The sequence below is a fragment of the Mycobacterium ulcerans subsp. shinshuense genome (genome assembly GCF_002355775.1).
GTDB lineage: Bacteria > Actinomycetota > Actinomycetes > Mycobacteriales > Mycobacteriaceae > Mycobacterium > Mycobacterium marinum.
In genome coordinates, this window is record NZ_AP017624.1 from 2,398,760 (window position 1) to 2,416,071 (window position 17,312).

7 protein-coding genes and 3 pseudogenes are annotated in these 17,312 nt (G+C 67.3%); 7 read left to right on the forward strand and 3 right to left on the reverse strand.

Translation table 11 applies throughout. The features are described from left to right. Positions 1–50: 50 nt before the first annotated feature. Positions 51–3,374 (reverse strand): annotated as a pseudogene (locus SHTP_RS30110) (protein kinase domain-containing protein). 100 nt (positions 3,375–3,474) lie between these two features. Further along, entirely contained in the window at positions 3,475–3,846 is a 372-nt protein-coding gene (locus SHTP_RS10825; RefSeq protein WP_011741014.1) for a SpoIIAA family protein, read from the reverse strand. Positions 3,847–4,190: 344 nt separating this feature from the next. On the opposite strand from SHTP_RS10825, the pseudogene SHTP_RS10830 reads away from it, so the two are divergent. The 5 genes and pseudogenes from SHTP_RS10830 (at position 4,191) to SHTP_RS10860 (ending at position 12,318) form a co-directional block, all read left to right on the forward strand. Beyond that, positions 4,191–6,646, forward strand: a pseudogene (locus SHTP_RS10830) (plasma-membrane proton-efflux P-type ATPase). Positions 6,647–6,749: 103 nt separating this feature from the next. After that, positions 6,750–8,009, forward strand: coding sequence for an APC family permease (locus SHTP_RS10835; protein WP_096370588.1), 1,260 nt, complete (start codon positions 6,750–6,752; stop codon positions 8,007–8,009). A 92-nt stretch (positions 8,010–8,101) separates the two neighbouring features. Then, entirely contained in the window at positions 8,102–8,839 is a 738-nt protein-coding gene (locus SHTP_RS10840) for a hypothetical protein (RefSeq protein WP_096372422.1), read from the forward strand. Positions 8,840–9,067: 228 nt separating this feature from the next. Beyond that, on the forward strand, positions 9,068–10,846 hold the full coding sequence (locus tag SHTP_RS10850; RefSeq protein ID WP_096370590.1) for a serine/threonine protein kinase PknE: 1,779 nt from the start codon (positions 9,068–9,070) through the stop codon (positions 10,844–10,846). A 117-nt stretch (positions 10,847–10,963) separates the two neighbouring features. Further along, a pseudogene (locus SHTP_RS10860) lies at positions 10,964–12,318 on the forward strand (acyltransferase family protein). A 9-nt stretch (positions 12,319–12,327) separates the two neighbouring features. Here the strand turns inward: SHTP_RS10860 and SHTP_RS10865 are convergent. Then, positions 12,328–13,824 carry a potassium/proton antiporter gene (locus tag SHTP_RS10865; RefSeq protein WP_096370592.1) on the reverse strand — a complete coding sequence of 499 codons (1,497 nt, stop codon included), beginning with the start codon at positions 13,822–13,824 and terminating at the stop codon, positions 12,328–12,330. 246 nt (positions 13,825–14,070) lie between these two features. On the opposite strand from SHTP_RS10865, the gene SHTP_RS10870 reads away from it, so the two are divergent. Both SHTP_RS10870 and SHTP_RS10875 read left to right on the forward strand, forming a co-directional pair. Continuing rightward, positions 14,071–14,793 (forward strand): potassium channel family protein, encoded by a 723-nt coding sequence (locus SHTP_RS10870; RefSeq protein WP_012394311.1) that lies wholly within the window; start codon positions 14,071–14,073, stop codon positions 14,791–14,793. A gap of 69 nt (positions 14,794–14,862) precedes the next feature. Next, positions 14,863–17,226 carry a Tex family protein gene (locus SHTP_RS10875; RefSeq protein WP_096370593.1) on the forward strand — a complete coding sequence of 788 codons (2,364 nt, stop codon included), beginning with the start codon at positions 14,863–14,865 and terminating at the stop codon, positions 17,224–17,226. Positions 17,227–17,312: the final 86 nt, after the last annotated feature.

Consider the following 17,312-nt stretch of genomic DNA (forward strand, 5'->3'; position numbering starts at 1 on the left):
CAGCAACCTGGACGGCGCCGGAAACCAGGTCCCGAAACTAGGTCCCGAAACTAGGTAAGGCCGGCTTCGACGGCCAGGAGCACCAGCCCCAGCTCGTTGCAGCGTTGTGCGAGGCCGGCCGACTCCGGATCGGGTTGCAGTCCCGCTGCGCGCAGCGTTTCGGCCAGCAATAGCTGAGCGCGCAACGCCGCCCACGGTCGTAGCGTGGCATCAATACCGGTCAACAGATCGCGAGCGCGTCGGTGGGCGTCAGCGCGGTCCTGCTCCGAACCGCCGGCCGACAGCAACCGAATAGCGGAGGCTTCATCGAGTTCGTAGGTGAGCGTGACGATTCCGTCGTCACTCGAGTTGTGGCGGGTATCGCGCAGCCGGGCAGAAACCGGCGGCGAGAGGCCGATGCCCAGCCTGACCCGCTCGTGGTTGATCGCCGCTGACAGTCGCGGTAGGTGCAGCTGGTCGGCGACCGCCATCCCAGCCTCCAGCCGCTCCGCCGCTGCGGCGCAATCCCCGTGCGCCGCATTGACTCTGGCGCCGGCCACAAACCGCGCCACCAGGTAGTCCACTCCGCCGCCCTCCGGGCCCAGCCGATAGCTCTCGTCGAGCAGGAGCTTGGCTTCGGTCAATTCGCCGACATCGTGCAGCATCTCACCGAGGAAGGCGCCGGCGATCCGCGTCGCGTTGGAGTTCGTTCCGCAACTCTGTGCGATCTCCACGGCTCGCCGGAACTCGGCGACCGCGGTCGCAATATCGAGCGCAAACTTGGCGGCCAAGCCCAGATAGCACCGCGCGTAGACGCTGACGAACGGGCCCATCATCTCTCGGTAGGGTGTTGCCCACGCCAAGAGGCGGCGCACTTGGTCGAACTGGAACCGGTAGAGCGCGGCGAACGCCGATACGTTTCCGGCGACCGCGGGCACCCGCGGATGAAACGTTTGCGGCCTCGAGAGTGCCTCGGCGACAAGCGTGTCCACCCGGTCGATGGTCGGCGAACGTGTCCGCGACCGCCTGTAGCACATCGGCTTCCACCCGCAGGTCGGCTTGGGTGGCCGGGTCCGCGTGATCGAGCGCCTTCGTGAACAGATTGAGCGCGGCGTCGGCGGGCACCTTGCGTTGCAGCAGGATGTTCGCCCAAACGATGGCCAGTTGCAGCCGCTCCCGGGAGACGATCAGCCGTGGCGGCAGCTTCTTGACGATCTCGAGCAAGGTCGTCATCTTGGACTGTTCGAGCAGGTTGGTTTCGTCATCCTCGACGAAGTCGACGGCAAGAGCGGGATCGCCGGCCGCCAACGCGTGCTTGACGGCATCGTGGAGCCGGTCGTGTTCTTTGAGCCACAGCGCCGCGGTGCGATGCAGCTGCGCGACCCGCTGCGGATCGTCGCGCTCGAGCCGGCGGCGCAGAAACTCGGCGAACATCTGGTGGTAGTGAAACCAGCCCGGTTCCCCGTCGACCAGCTGCAGAAACAGGCCACGCTGGGCGACCTGCTCCAGCAACGCTTGGCCCCGGGGCACCTGCGCCAGGGCCGAAGCCAGATCCGCGCATATTCGCTCGGGAATCGAGGTGGCCAGGACGAAATCGACGATCTCGGGTTCCAGGGAGGCCAAGACATTCTCGGCGAGGAACTCACCGATCACCTCGCTGGTGCCGCAGAGCTTGCCGACCAGCGTCGACGCGTCGGCGCCGCCTCGCACGGACAGCCCGGCCAGTTGCAGCCCGGCGGCCCAGCCATCGGTTGACTCGGTCAGGGCGGCCACATCGTTGCCGGTCAGCGATAACCCACCGAGGCTGTCGAAGAATGGCGTCGCCTCGCCGGAGTCGAAACGCAAAGCCGCCGAGTCGATCTCGACCAGCTCATCGGCCAGCCGCAGTCTGCTCAACGGCAGTCCCGTCCGGGACCAGCTGGTGACGATGATCTGCAGGTGATGGCACCCGTGTTCGAGCAGAAAACTCAGGGCGGCGATGGTTTGGCTGTCGGACACGCGCTGCCAATCGTCGACGATCAGGGTGGTCGGCTCGTCGACGTCGTGCAGGGCGTCGATGATCGACGTCAGTAGGTAGCGGCTCCCGTCGTCGCCGTGCTCCTCGAGTACGTGGTCCAGTGACTCGGCCACCCCGGGATGCACCCGCCGGATCGACTCCAGCAGATGCGCCAGAAACCAGACGGGGTTGTCGTCATCGTCGATCGTCAGCCACGCGACCGCGACGCCCGCGCGCACCAGTTCCTCGCGCCACTGGGCGGCCAGCGTGCTCTTGCCGTACCCCGAGGGCGCGTAGATCAGAATGAACCGGCGCCGGCCGGCCGCGCTGAGCGCGTCGGTCAGCCGCCGGCGGCTGACCCGCGACCGGGCGGGAACCTGGGGACGATACTTGGTCGCGGGGGTGGGCGGTGCCGGGGTGCATGGGTGTCGTGTCCGTACGTCGACCGGGCGGTGGCCAGATCGCTGCGGGGCGCCCCCAACTCGACCGGGTGCGCCATCTCGTCGACGGCGACGCCATGTTCACGCTGAACTTGGCGAAGTTGCTCACCAAAAGCGGCGGCACTGTCGGGACGATCCGCGGGATCGCGCGCCATCGCCTTTTCGATCACCGAGGCCACGTCGGCCGGCAGGCCTTCCCCACGCAGATTCGGGATCGGTTGCGAGGTGATCCGCAGAAACTGGGCCACCACCTTTTCACCGCGGCGGCGCTCGAAGGTGGCATGACCGGTGATGGCGGAAAACAGTGTCGCACCAAGTGAATACACATCCGACTGCGGCGTCGGCGGTGCACCCTCGAGCACCTCGGGGGCGGTGAAGGCCGGGGAACCCGTGATCACCCCCGTCGAGGTCTGGAAACCTCCGGCGATCCTGGCGATGCCGAAGTCGGTGAGTTGCGGCTCGCCGTAATCGGAGATCAGGATGTTTCCCGGTTTGACGTCACGATGCAGCGTGCCTACCCGGTGCGCGGCCTCCAAGGCGCCGGCCACCTTGACCCCGAGCCGCACCACCTCGCCCCAGTCCAGCGGCCCGTTGCGCCGGACCAGCGCTTCTAGCGAGTCGTTCTGGTGATACGGCATCACCAGGAACGGACGGCCGGTCGCGGTGGTACCGACTTCGAGGATGGTGACGATGTGCGGGTGCCCGGACAATCGGCCCATCGCGCGTTGTTCACGCAGGAACCGATCGAGGTTGTCTGGATCGAGGTCAGCGGTCAAGACCTTGACCGCGACGGTGCGATCCAGGGACGGCTGGAAGGCGCGATAGACGATGCCGAAGCCACCGCGTCCGACTTCGGCGACGTTCTCGTATCCGGCATCGATGAGCTCGCCGGGGATACCCGAAATGCCACCCCGCTGGGCAGGGTGTGCCTGCGTTGTGTACGGAGCATCCTCAGCCATCGATGGTCACCATCCCTCGCTGAAACACCACCGTAACGCCCAGTGGCTCGGGTGCACAGGCCCTTTGCTCCAGCGCGCCCGAACGGCGTTGAGCGTGGGTCTAGCCGGATTCTGCGCTGACCCAGGCGCGGGCTTCCTCGGCTTGCGTCGGGGTGAAGGTGCGCAGCTCGCCGGGCATCAGGAACCCGACGAATTTCACTGTCTGCTTGATCCATTCGATGTTGGTGACCACGGCGAACCGCTCCCACCGGAGGAAGTGGCTGAATCCCAGCTTGGTGTCCTCCCACATGGCGCCAGGGTCAAAGCCGCCGAAATCCGAACCGATTTCGTAGTAGATGCGCACCTTGTCGTGGTTGAGCAGCCGCTTCTCGATATCGGGGATGACCACCGTCTCGTAGTCGTCCTTGGTGACATGCCCGTGACACACGAATGCCGCTACCTCGTCAGGAAAATCCGTCAATACCTCAATCATGCTGTCCTCCTCGTCGAGTGACTCGCACCCGTCCGGCCGGGCGCGCCGGTGGATGCAACCTCGACGCTATCCGGTGCGCGGTAGCCGAGTCAGGAGCAAATAGTCCCGACTTGACGAGGCTCTCTTCCTCCAGGCCGACTTCGAATCCCGCCAAACCGGCACGACGGTCGGCTGTTTGGTGTGTCGAAGCCCAGGCGGGCGCGGCTCGGCGTGACGGATGGCCGACATCGGTGTGGAATGGAGTCATTCGGCCCTGTTGCGGCGCGCAACGGCGATGCGAACGTGGGTTCAACAGATTGTGCGGTCGTGGGGCGGTGTGAAAACCGAGGTGGGAGGTGCGAGGGGTGACGGAGGCCACCGACGAACTGACGACACTGTCATTGGGACAGCTGCTCGATGAATTGGACAGCTCTGCACAAGGTTTGACCGCGACCGAGGCGTCGCAGCGATTGCAGCGATACGGCGCCAACGAGATAGCCGAACAGCGGCGCAACCCGGTGCTGGTTTTCCTCGGATATTTCTGGCCCCGATCCCATGGATGATCGAGGCGGCGCTGGTGCTGTCGCTGGCGGCCCGGCACTGGACCGATGCCGCGATCATCGCGGGGCTGCTGATGATGAACGGCGGGGTGGCCTTCGTCGAAGAACATCAGGCGGCCAACGCAATCGCCGCGCTCAAGCAACGACTCGCCGCTTCGGCTCGGGTGCTGCGGGACCGCGCGTGGGTGACCGTTGCGTTGCGGGAGCTGGTACCGGGCGACGTGGTGCGGGTCCGGCTTGGCGATGTGGTGCCCGCCGACGTGCGGGTACTCGATGACGTGACGCTCGAGGTGGACCAATCGGCCCTGACCGGTGAATCGCTCGCCGTGTCGCGCGGGCAGGGGCAGGTCTTGTATTCGGGCTCGGTACTGGTGCGCGGCGAAGCCGACGCGGTGGTCTATGCGACCGGCGCCGCCTCATATTTCGGGCGCACCACCGCGCTGGTCGGTGAGGCGGGTACGGTCAGCCACTTTCAGCGCGCGGTGCTGCGTATCGGCAACTATCTGATCGTGCTGGCCGCGGCGCTGGTGGCGTTGACGGTGGCGGTCTCGCTGATCCGCGGCAACGCGGTGCTCGAGACACTGGAGTTCGCGCTCGTGGTGACCATCGCCTCGGTGCCGGTGGCATTGCCGGCGGTGCTGTCGGTGACCATGGCGGTCGGTGCCCGCAAGCTGGCCCGGCACCAGGCGGTGGTCAGCCATCTGCCCGCGGTCGAGGAACTCGGCGGTGTCGACCTGCTGTGCTCGGACAAGACCGGCACTCTTACCCAGAACCGGCTGGCGTTGACGGCCCAGTGGACGGCACCAGGTGTCGACAACCACGATCTACTCGGGGTTGCCGCCATGGCTTCGCGCTCCGAGAACAACGACGCCATCGATCTGGCCGTGCTGGCCGCCGCGGGTGCGCCGCCCGAAGTGCACGTGCAGGGGTTCACCCCGTTCGACCCGGTGAGCAAGCGCACCGAAGCCGCCATCGAGGACTCCGACGGGCGGCGATTCCGGGTGAGCAAAGGAGCACCGCAGATCATCGCCGCGTTGTGCGGGCAAGACGGGGTCAGCAGCCAGGTCAGCGATGTGGTTGATGGATTCGCCAGCCGCGGGTACCGCTCTCTTGGCGTGGCCCGCACCGATGGCGACCAGACCTGGCGGCTGCTGGGAGTGCTGGCGCTGGCCGACCCCCCGCGTGCTGACTCCGCCGAGACCATCGCTGCGGCAAGGGAACTGGGTGTCGAGGTCAAAATGGTCACCGGTGATCAGGTGGCGGTCGGCCGCGAAATCGCCGGTCAGGTGGGCCTGGGGGAGCAGCTCCTGGACGCGGGCACGCTCGACAGCGCCGTTGACGACGACGAGTTGACGGTTCGGGTGGAAGCCGCCGACGGGTTCGCCCAGGTGTTTCCCGAACACAAGTACCGCATCGTCCGTCTGCTTCAGGGGCGCGGGCACATCGTGGGCATGACCGGTGACGGTGTCAACGACGCCCCCGCGCTCAAACAGGCCGACGCCGGCATCGCCGTTGCCGGGGCCACCGACGCCGCCCGCGCCGCCGCCGACGTCGTGTTGCTGGCCGAAGGGCTGTCGGTGATCGTGCACGCGATCCGCCAAGCCCGCGAGATCTTCGCCCGGATGACCAACTACGCCACCTACCGCATCGCCGAGACGATCCGGGTGCTGCTGTTGATCACTCTGGCGATCGTCTTCATGAACTTCTTCCCGGTCACCGCGGTCATGATCGTGTTCCTGGCGCTGCTCAACGACGGCGCGATCTTGGCCATCGCCTACGACCACGTCCGGGGCGCGAATCGGCCCGCCGCCTGGGACATGCGCAGCGTGCTCACCATCGCTACCGCGCTGGGCATCATGGGGGTCGCCGAAACCTTCCTGCTCCTGGCGTTGGCCAAGCAGGTCTTTGGGCTGGATCAGGACCTGATCCGCACGCTGATCTTCCTTAAGCTGTCGGTATCGGGCCATCTGACCGTGTTCGTCACCCGTACCCGGCATGCGTTCTGGTCCAAGCCCGCGCCGGCACCCATACTGTTGGTCGCGGTCATCGGCACTCAGACCGTCGCCACCCTGATCGCCGTCTACGGTGCGCTCATGACACCGCTGGGCTGGCGTTGGGCCGCACTGGTGTGGGCATATGCGCTGTTCTGGTTCCTCATCGAAGACCGGGTCAAGCCGGCCACCCACTACTGGCTCGACCGCCACGTGCGTCCCGACCGAACCCCCGGGCGCCCGAATCTTGTTCGAAACGCTGACAAGTGACGGCGCCGGCGTCGCCCCCGGCCAAGGGCAGCAGAGATTCCCCGGCGGGGCGCCAACGCGCGGGTGGACAGCCCGAGGGGGTGAGCTTGGGGTCAGCGCGCTGGTGTCGATCGGTATCGGCGGCATGGTCGGTGGCGGGATCTTCTCGGTTCTGGGGTTGACCGTGCAGATCGCCGACGCGGGCGCCTACCTGTCGTTTGTTGCCGGCGGCGTGATCGCGGCTCTGACCGGACGGTCCTATTCGTTGTTGTCGGTGCGGATTCGCAGCCGCGGTGGCACCGCGTTCTTCCTGGACAAGTGCTTCGGCACCGCGATCGGTGGGCCACTGAACGTGCTGCTGTGGCTGAGCTATTTCGTCATGTTGGGGCTGTACGCGGTGGCCTTCGGCAGCTACGGGGCGGTGTTGCTGGGAGCAGACCCGGACGGGCCCTGGCGCCGCGTCCTGGCCAGCGCAGTGGTGGTGGCGTTCGCCGCGTTGAACCTGGCCGGCGCGCAGATCGTGGGCCGGGCCGAGTCGTTTCTGGTGTACGGCAAGCTCGCGATCCTGCTGCTGTTCTGTGTGGCGGGGCTGGCCTTCGTCGACGGCAGCCGTGTCTCGCCCGCCCACTATCCTTCTTTCGGGGTGATCGTCTACGCCGGTGCATTGATCTTCTTGGGGTACGAGGGTTTTGAGCCGATCGCAAACGCCGCCGAGGACGCCCGGAATCCACGTCGCAGTCTGCCGTTGGCATACCTCATCTCGATCGGCGTGGTGATCGTTCTGTACGTGCTCGTGGCGTTCGTCGCGGTCGGCAATCTCGATGTCGCGCAAATCGATCACGACCGCGACTACGCGCTGGCCGTCGCGGCACGCCCGTTCCTGGGCTCGGCCGGCTTCGAACTGATCGGGATCGCCGCGGTGATTTCCACGGCCAGCGCCATCAACGCAACCCTCTACGGCACAGGAAAATTCACCTACCTGATGGCCCGCAATGGAGAACTGCCGGCCGCCCTGGGAAAGCCGGTGTGGGATCGGCCCATCGGCGGTCTGCTGGCCACGACCGCCGGCACCCTGGTCGTGGTGAATGCCGTTGACATCGAAGGCATTAGCCTGATGGGATCGGCCGGATTTCTGCTCATCTTCGCGGCCGTCAACCTGGCGGTGCTGCGACTGCGCATCACGCGCCTGACCCGCGTGCTGGCCGTCACGGGTGCGGTGGCCTGCGTCGCGTCTTTCGCGGCAATGACGGTCTATGCGGCCGCGACGACGCCCGCTCACCTTTGCGTGCTGGGCGGGTTCTTGGTCGGTGCGATTGTCGTGGAAGGCCTGGTTCGATTGCGCGGGCGGCATGTGAGTCATCCGCCGATGCGGCCCGAGCACTGATCGTCTTTTGCTGACCCGATCCGTGGCCGCCGGAAATGGTGTTCGATTACACCGATGAGCATCGACCAGGCCCCGGCACGGAGTCGCGCGCGATGAGCGCCCTGTTGGACGAGGTGCTAGACGCGCATGGGGGTCTTACCCGGTGGCGCAACGCCGCAACCATCCACGCTCGGGTGCGCACGGGAGGCCTGCTGCTGCGGACCCGTGTCCCCGGAAATCGGCTAGCCGATTACCGCATCACGGTCACCGTTGCGCGGCAGCGGGTGGTCTTGGACCCATTCCCGCGCGCCGGGCAACGCGGTGTCTTCGAGCGCCCGCAGGTGCGGATCGAAAGCGACGACGGGCAGGTCCTGAGTTCACGAACGAACGCGCGCGCGGCGTTCTTCGGTCGCTCGGGCCTGCGGTGGAATATCCGTTGGGATCCGCTGGATTCGGTCTACTTCGCCGGCTACGCCATGTGGAACTACCTCACCACCCCTTACCTTTTGACGTGCGAAGGTGTCGAGGTCAGCGAGGCGCAACCGTGGCAGCAAGGGGGCCAGACGTGGCGCCGGCTCAGGGCCAGCTTCCCGGCCACCATCGACACCCACTCACCGCGGCAGACCTTCTACTTCGATGGTGACGGTCTGCTTCGCCGCCATGACTATGTACCCGAGGTGATCGGACACTGGGCACGGGCCGCCCACTATTGCGTCGAACCGATCGAGGCCGACGGGCTGGTGTTCCCGACGCGTCGGTGGGTCCACCCGATCGGCCCCCGAAATCGCTCGCTGCCCTTCCCGGCGCTGGTCTCGATCCAATTGGCTGATGTGCACGTCGACACCGAGTAGTTCGGGCGTCGGGCACCGCGGTTAGCGCGCAGACGTGTGGGTGCGGGTGCCGGGGGCCATCGCAGGGGTCGGTCTTCTCGCCATTCACCGCGCCCCGGCAATCCCGAAACGATTAGCCTTATGCCTACACACCACCGCGTACTCGTATCCGGCGCGGCCAATGCCCAGGGGGGAGAGGACGCTTCGAATCGGTTTGCGGCGTGCGGAAGGCGGGGTGAGGAGTCGGCGATGAGTGACGCGACCGCGGATTCGCGGGAGGGTTCGCAATTCGGTCCGTATCGGTTGCGGCGGATAGTCGGCCGCGGTGCCATGGGCGACGTCTACGAGGCCGAGGACACCGTGCGCGAGCGGGTTGTGGCGCTCAAACTCATGTCGCAGACGCTGTCGAACGACCCGGTATTCCGTACCCGTATGCAGCGCGAGGCTCGTACCGCGGGGCGGCTGCAGGAACCGCACGTGGTGCCGATCCACGACTACGGCGAGATCGATGGCCAGCTGTACGTGGACATGCGACTGATCGACGGCAAGGACCTGGCGGCCATGCTGAAGCGGTACGGCCCGCTGCCCCCGCCGCGGGCGGTGGCCATCACGCGCCAGATCGGTTCCGCCCTCGACGCCGCGCACGCCGCCGGGGTGACCCACCGTGACGTCAAGCCGGAAAACATCCTGGTCAGCCACGACGATTTCGCCTATCTCGTGGATTTCGGCATCGCCAGCGCTACCTCGGACGAGAAACTCACCCAACTGGGCAGCACCGTGGGAACGCTCTACTACATGGCCCCCGAACGATTCAGCAGCGGGGACGTGACCTACCGGGCCGACATCTATGCGCTGGCGTGTGTGCTGTACGAGTGTTTGACGGGCTCTCCGCCCTATCGAGGTGACCAGCTCAGCGTGATGGGCGCGCACCTCAGCCAGCCGATTCCGCGGCCGAGCGCCGCGCGACCGGGTATTCCGGCGGGTTTCGACAACGTGATCGCCCGTGGCATGGCCAAGGACCCGGCGGACCGGTATGCCACTTGCGGGGACCTGTCCGCGGCCGCCTACTCGGCGCTGGCCACACCCGACCAGGATCGGGCCACCGACATCTGGCAGCGCAGCCAGGTGGCACAGCTGCCGGCCGGATTCGCGAGTACCCCGCCCGGCGGTTTTGCGCCCAGCTCGCCGGCGGTCCCGGTTCCCGGGTCCGCGCCAAGCACCGGATGGCCGGCGCCGTCGGTTCCCGGCGCGCCGGTTGCGCCCAGCGCACCCGTGCCGACGCCGTGGGCCGGCGTCCCAGGCTGGGGCGTGGGACACACCGGAACCACCGGGGCGCCGCCCTGGGGGCAACCGCCGCCGCAGCCCACCGTCGCGGCCAAGACCTGGCCCTGGATCGCCGCGGCCGTCGCCGTGGTGGTGGTCATCGCGGGTGTGCTGGGTGTGGTCATCGCGCACCCTTGGCGCTCGCCGGGTCCGCCGACGGCAAGCGCCCCGCCTCCGCCGCCGCCCGACGCGGTGCAGCTTCGGGTGCTCAATGACGGCGTGTTCATCGGCAGCTCCGCCGCGACAACCACCATCGACATCTTCAATGAGCCCATCTGCCCGCCCTGCGGCGCGTTCATCAGGTCATACGCCAGCGACATCGACGCCGCGGTGGCCAACAAGAAGCTGGCGGTGCGCTATCACCTGCTCAACTTCCTCGACGAACAGTCGCACACCAAGACGTACTCGACTCGGGCGGTGGCGGCCAGCTACTGCGTCGCGGCTCAGGACGATCCCAAGGTCTACACCGACTTTTATGCCGCCCTGTTCGCCAGCGACTTTCAGCCCCAGGAGGCCGCCGCATCAGATCGCACCGACGCCGAACTGGCCCATCTGGCGCAAACCGTCGGCGCCAACGGCACCGCGACCAGCTGCATCAAGGCGGGAAACGACATGGGTACCGCCCGTACCAAGGCGGCGGCCGCTGACGCGACGCTGTCCGAACTGAACGCCAGCGGCACGCCCTTCGTGTGGGACGGGAGCTAGTCCATCGACCTGCAGAATCCGAGCTGGCTGACCAAGCTGATCGGATAGTTCCAGCACCCCGGGAAACGCGTAGTCCTACTCATTCGCGCCGGCCCACGGCTACGCATGCTTGGTTGCATGCGAAAAACGTCGCTTACCCCTGACCCCGCCGCACTCGCCAGATCCACCCCGCCCGGGCGGGACCGCGCTGTCGACGTCGCACGCCTGTGGGCCCTGGTGGTGGTGATGTTCGGGCACCGCGCCCTGCTGCTGGCCACCATCGACTCGCACGGGGTGCGCATCGGCAACCTGCTCGGCGAACTTCCAGCGTGACCCCGTTGACCTGGCTGGTTCAAGTCATGCCGTTGTTCCTCCTGGCCGGCGGCGCGGCGGGCGCATACGGTTGGCATCCGACTGAGCCCGCCGTGCCCTGGGGCGCCTGGCTATTGACTCGGGCGCAGCGGCTGTGCCGGCCGGTGTTCTGGTATCTCGCGGCGTGGACGGGTGCCTTGGTTGTCGTGCGCGCGACGCTGGGTGCGCAGTCCGTGGCCGGACTCGGGCGAGAATGCGTCGCGCTGTTGTGGTTCCTCGGTGTCTATCTGGTGGTCCTTGCCTTCGTGCCCGCCTTGACGCGACTGCGGACGGGGTATGGGATCGCCACCGTCTCGGTGACCCTGCTGGTGCTGGCCGCCGCGGTAGATCAGATTCGTCTCGCGGTGGGAACCGCCGAATCGGGGGCCGCAAATTTCTTGATCGTGTGGCTGATCCCCGTGGCGCTCGGTGTGGGCTACGCGCGCCGGCTGATCGGCCCGCGCGCAGCCCTGGTCGCCGCCGTCGCCGCGTTCGCCGCACAGCTGCGCCTGGCAGGCACCGGCGTCTACGACGTCTCGCTGGTCGTGACCGGAGCCGACCGGATGTCGAACGTGGCGCCACCGACACTGCTGCTCGCGCTGCACTGCACCTGGATGTCCTGCGCGTTTGTTGCGGCCGCGGCAGCCATCCGGCGCTGGGCGGCACGGCCGCGGGTCTGGCAGCTGGTCGCGATGGGCAATGGGGGAGCCATGACGCTGTACTTGTGGCATATCCCGGCCATCGCTGTCGCCGCCTTTGTGTTGCATGCGGTCGGGCTGGACGCTTCCGACGTGCACACACCCTGGTTCTGGTGCCTGCTGGCGCTGCGTGCCGTGGTGTTCACCCTCGTCATGGCGGCGACGTTTTGGCTGCTGTCTCCGCTCGAACATCGTCGGCTGCCTTGGTGGGACGAACCGGTGCCTGTCGTCGGTACCCGTGCCAGCGCCTCCGGTTTGCTGGTGTGTGGCGCCGGTGTCGCCCTGCTGTTGGTGGCCAAGAACGGACTCAGCGGCGCGCCCGGGTGGGTATCGCTGGGGTGTTTCCTGGTGGCGTTGGTGGCGGCGCGGGCCATGACGGGCCCGCCGTCCGGGGCGGGCGAGGCTCAGCGTGCACCGGCGGCGGTGCGGCAGCGGGTCGGCTAGGGCGCGCGGTCAGTCCGGCTCGCCGTATTCGTCGAACCAGTACGCGAGCTTGCCCCGCCGGCTCACGGCACGAAGCCGGGATTCGGCGGCGGCACGGGTGGTGCTGGTCGTCACGATGAGCAGTTCGTCGCCACGCTGGATCCGGGTGTCGGGCATCGGGACGAACGTGTGTCCTTTGCGGATGATCAGCGTGATCACGGCTGGATCGGGGAGCCGCAGTTCGAGCATGGTGACGTTGTGCAGCCGCGACGGCGGCTGCACGGTCATGGTGACCAGCTCCGCGTCGAGCACGTCCAACGGCGCCGCTTCGACCTGGATCTCCCGGGTGGCTTCGCGCGATATCAGCTCTAGCAGATGAGCGATCGGGCGCAGGCTCGGACCCTGTACCAGGGTGAACACCACGACCAGCATGAACACGATGTTGAGCAGGCGGTAGCTGTCAGGAACGCCCGCGACGATCGGAAAGGTGGCCAACACGATCGGAACCGCGCCACGCAGCCCGGCCCAGGATAAAAAGACCTGGTCGCGCCACGGGATGCGAAAGCCGGACAGTGAGAGCAGGACCGAAAGTGGCCTGGCGACCAGCAATAACAGCAGACCGACCACGATCGCCGCGATCAGGTCGTGTATCACCTCGATCGGTTCGACCAGCAGTCCGAGCAGCACAAACAGGCCGATCTGCGCCAGCCAGCCCACTCCTTCGGCGAACGACCGGGTGGCCGCGCGGTGCGGCAGTCCGGTGTTGGCCAGCACCACCGCGGCCAGATAGGCGGCGATGAATCCGCTGGCATGGCTCTCACCGGCGGCCGCGAACGCGACCAGCCCCAGCCCAAACGTGGCAATTGGGTACAGGCCCGAGGCGGGCAGCGCGATGCGCCGCAGCGTGAACGCGCCGAGATATCCGATCGCCAGTCCGATCGCGGCGCCGACGAGTAGTTCGAAGACCAGGGCCTCGAGTGCGGCCGCTGGCCGGAACGCGAAGGGCACCTCACTGAACATGAGCACCAAAATCACCGCGGGTGCGTCGTTGAAGCCGGATTCGGCCTCGAGCAGGCCGGCCACCCGCCGGGGCAGGGGCAGGACCCGCAGGACCGAGAACACCGCCGCGGCGTCGGTCGAGGAAACGATGGCCCCCAACAACAGCGCGGCCTGCCAGCTGACGCCCAGTACCAGGTGCACCCCGACCGCGGTCACGACCATGCTGACCATCACCCCGACGGTGGCCAGCGTGGCCGCGGGTGCCAGGACTTTGCGGATATCGCTGAATCGGGTGGTCAAACCGCCCTCGACCAGGATCACCGCCAGCGCAGCCGTGCCCATGTTCCGGGCGAGTTCCACATCGTCGAACCGCAGCCCGAACCCATCCTCGCCCACGATGACGCCGACCAGCAGGAACAGCAGCATGCTGGGAAAACCCACCCGCGTCGCCAGCCGGGTACCGACGATGCTGGCCAGCAGCACGAAGCCGCCGATCAGCATGGCCAGGTACAGCTGCTGCAAGCTCATTGGATCCCGTCCCGATGTGGTCTCGGCGGCGTGTTGGTTCTGCGTCGGTGTCGTCGTTTTTGCATGGTTATGCGTCGCTGAGCGCACTACGCCCGATGGGGTTGCGAGCAGGCGGCGACCTGGCTGCGACGCAGGTGTGGTGCCAGTACATAGATACCAGCTAGTCGAAGCCGCAGGCCGCTCGGTGTGTACCGGGTGAAGGTCTCGGCCCGGATACGACAAGATGGCTAGGTGCCGGTTGTAAGGATGCGGGTCGGGATCGCGGGTGCGGGAAAAGTCGGTCGTTCGGTTGCCCAGGAGCTGCTCGACGGCGGCCACAAGGTGCTGTTGATAGAACGCGAACGCGACGACTTCGAGCCGAATTCGGTTCCCGCGGCGGATTGGCTCCACGGCGATGCGTGTGAGTTGTCGACCTTGCAGGAGGCGGGCGCGCAGACCTGCGACGTGGTGATCGCCGCCACCGGAGACGACAAGGCAAATCTGGTGGTGGGTTTGCTGGCCAAGACCGAATTCGGAGTGCCCAGAGTGGTGGCGCGGATCAACGACCTCCGCAACGAGTGGTTGTTCGGCCAGTCCTGGGGCATCGACGTGGCGGTGTCGACCCCGGGTGCCATGGTTGCCGGCATCGAGGGTGCCATCGATGTGGGCCACCTGGTTCGCATGATGGGGCTGCGTGAGGGCCGGGCGGCGCTGACCAAACTGACCCTGCCCAGCGACAATCCGCTGGTCGGCAAGCGGGTATCGGAGTTGGAACTGCCCAGCAATACGGCGCTGGTCAGCGTGCTGCGTGGTGATGCGGTGCGGGTGCCGCAGCCCGATGACACGCTCGAACCCGGCGATGAGCTGCTATTCATTGCCGACAGCTTTCTGGAGCGCTCGGTCTGGGCCGCCGTGTACAGCACGATGCCATCGCGCGCGCCGCTCGGGCTGGCGGGGCGACCGTCTGGCCTGCGCAATCGGCGCGGTTGACGGTCGGCGCGCGGCGCGCCATGCCCGGTTGCCGGGCGGTGTCGCACGGCTTCGGTAGGGTCCATCCGCGTGAATCCAAGCGTCGCCACCAAGTCTGTAAACGCCCGTCTCGCTGAGGAACTGGCCATCGCGGAGGCCCAGGTGGTCGCCGCCGTCCGGTTGCTCGACGAAGGCGCAACCGTCCCGTTCATCGCTCGCTATCGCAAGGAGGCGACCGGCAGCCTCGATGATGGGCAACTGCGCACCCTCGAGGAGCGCCTGCGCTACCTGCGGGAGCTTGACGAGCGCCGCGCCGCGGTGCTGGCCTCCATCGAGGAACAAGGCAAGCTGACCGACGAGCTGCGGGCCACCCTGATGGCCGCCGACACCAAGGCGCGGGTCGAGGACATCTACCTGCCCTACAAGCCCAAGCGCCGGACCAAGGCCCAGATCGCTCGGGAGGCCGGTCTGGAGCCCCTGGCGGACCGGCTGCTGTCGGACCCGACGCTGGCCCCGGAGTCCGCGGCCGCGGAGTTCATCAGCGACGACGTCGCCGACGCCGCGGCGGCCCTGGAGGGGGCGCGGCACATTCTGGTCGAGCGGGCCGCCGAGGACGCCGAGCTGGTCGGAGCGATTCGCGAGAAGTTTTGGTCGGACGCGTCGCTACAGACGGCTCCCTGGTCCGCCGACGTCGTCACGACCGCTGCGGCCCAGAAATTTCGGGATTACTTCGAGTTTTCCGAGCCGCTACACACCATGCCGTCACACCGGGTGCTCGCGGTGCTACGCGGCGAAAAGGAAAAGGTCCTTTCCCTCAATTTCGACTGTGGCGAGGACAGCCCGTATGAGGCGATGGTCGCGGCAACCCTGGACATCGACCTATCCGCAAAGGCCGCGGCGACCCCGTGGCTGGCCGCCACGGTGAGTTTCGCGTGGCGCATCCGGCTGATCTCGTCGGCAACCATCGACGCGCGGGTCCGACTGCGACAGCGCGCCGAGGTGGACGCCGTCTCGGTCTTCGCGAAGAACCTCAAGGACCTGCTGCTCGCCGCCCCGGCTGGCGCACGAACGACCCTCGGCCTTGATCCCGGCTTCCGGACGGGCGTGAAAGTGGCCGTCGTCGACGGGACCGGCAAAGTGGTGGACACCTGTGCCATTTATCCGCACCAGCCGCAGCGGCAGTGGGACACGGCCAAGGCGACCCTGGCCGCGCTGATCGCCCGGCACCGGGTCGACCTGATCGCCATCGGCAACGGCACCGCCTCGCGCGAGACCGATGCCCTGGCGACCGAACTGATCAGCGACATCCGTGGTGCCGGGGCGACACCACCGGCCAAGGCCGTGGTGAGTGAGGCCGGGGCGTCGGTGTATTCGGCGTCGGCCTATGCGGCTCACGAGCTACCCGAACTGGATGTCACCCTGCGGGGTGCGGTGTCGATCGCCCGGCGGCTGCAGGACCCGCTGGCCGAATTGGTGAAGATCGAGCCGAAGTCGATCGGGGTGGGCCAGTATCAGCACGACGTGACGCCGGGGATTCTCGCGCGCAGCCTTGACGCCGTGGTCGAGGACGCGGTCAATGCGGTGGGCGTCGACCTCAACACGGCGTCGGTGCCGCTGCTGGCGCGGGTGTCCGGTGTCTCCGAATCCTTGGCCGAGGCCATCGTGGCCTACCGCGACAACACCGGTCCGTTCCATAACCGCCGCGCGCTGCTGGATGTTCCGCGGCTGGGCCCGAAAGCCTTCGAGCAATGCGCCGGCTTTCTTCGGATCCGCGACGGCGAAGATCCCCTCGACGCTTCCGGGGTTCACCCCGAGGCTTACCCCGTCGTCCGGCGCATTCTGGACCGCACCGGGGTTGCGCTGGCCGAGATCATCGGCGACGAACGGTCGTTGCGATCACTGCGGCCCGCGGATTTCGCCGATGACCGATTTGGCGTCCCGACCGTGGCCGACATCCTCGCCGAACTCGAAAAGCCGGGGCGCGATCCGCGACCGGCCTTCATCACCGCCACATTTGCCGCCGGTGTCGAGAAGGTGGCCGATCTCAAGGTGGGCATGGTTCTCGAGGGTGTGGTGACCAACGTCGCCGCGTTCGGGGCTTTTGTGGACGTCGGTGTGCACCAGGATGGCTTGGTGCATGTCTCGGCGATGGCTGAGCGCTTCGTGTCCGATCCGCACGAGGTCGTGCGGTCCGGACAGGTGGTGCGGGTCAAGGTCGTCGACGTGGACGTGGAGCGCCAGCGCATCGGGCTGAGCCTGCGGCTGAACGACGAGCCCCAGCGTGACCGGGCCAACCGCGCCGACCGCGCCCCGAAGCCCCGTGGCGGCGCTGACAGCAAACTCCGGCGCGACCAGCGAAATCCGCACCATGCCAAGGGTGCTGGTCGCCGGGATAGCAGCTCATCCGGAAGCTCCATGGCCCAGGCATTGCGCGACGCCGGCTTCGGGAAGTAGCCGCGACGCCGGCGCCACCGCGACCAGATGGGCCGGGCCGGCCGTGATCGCATCCGACCAGGGCCGGCGCCGGGGAGTGGAACAAA

Excerpts from the sequence above, each read along its gene's own strand:
- SHTP_RS10825 (WP_011741014.1), bottom strand. The coding sequence starts at position 3,846 with ATGATTGAGGTATTGACGGATTTTCCTGACGAGGTAGCGGCATTCGTG.
- SHTP_RS10850 (WP_096370590.1), top strand. The coding sequence starts at position 9,068 with ATGAGTGACGCGACCGCGGATTCGCGGGAGGGTTCGCAATTCGGTCCG.
- SHTP_RS10870 (WP_012394311.1), top strand. The coding sequence starts at position 14,071 with ATGCGGGTCGGGATCGCGGGTGCGGGAAAAGTCGGTCGTTCGGTTGCC.
- SHTP_RS10840 (WP_096372422.1), top strand. The coding sequence starts at position 8,102 with ATGAGCGCCCTGTTGGACGAGGTGCTAGACGCGCATGGGGGTCTTACC.
- SHTP_RS10865 (WP_096370592.1), bottom strand. The coding sequence starts at position 13,824 with ATGAGCTTGCAGCAGCTGTACCTGGCCATGCTGATCGGCGGCTTCGTG.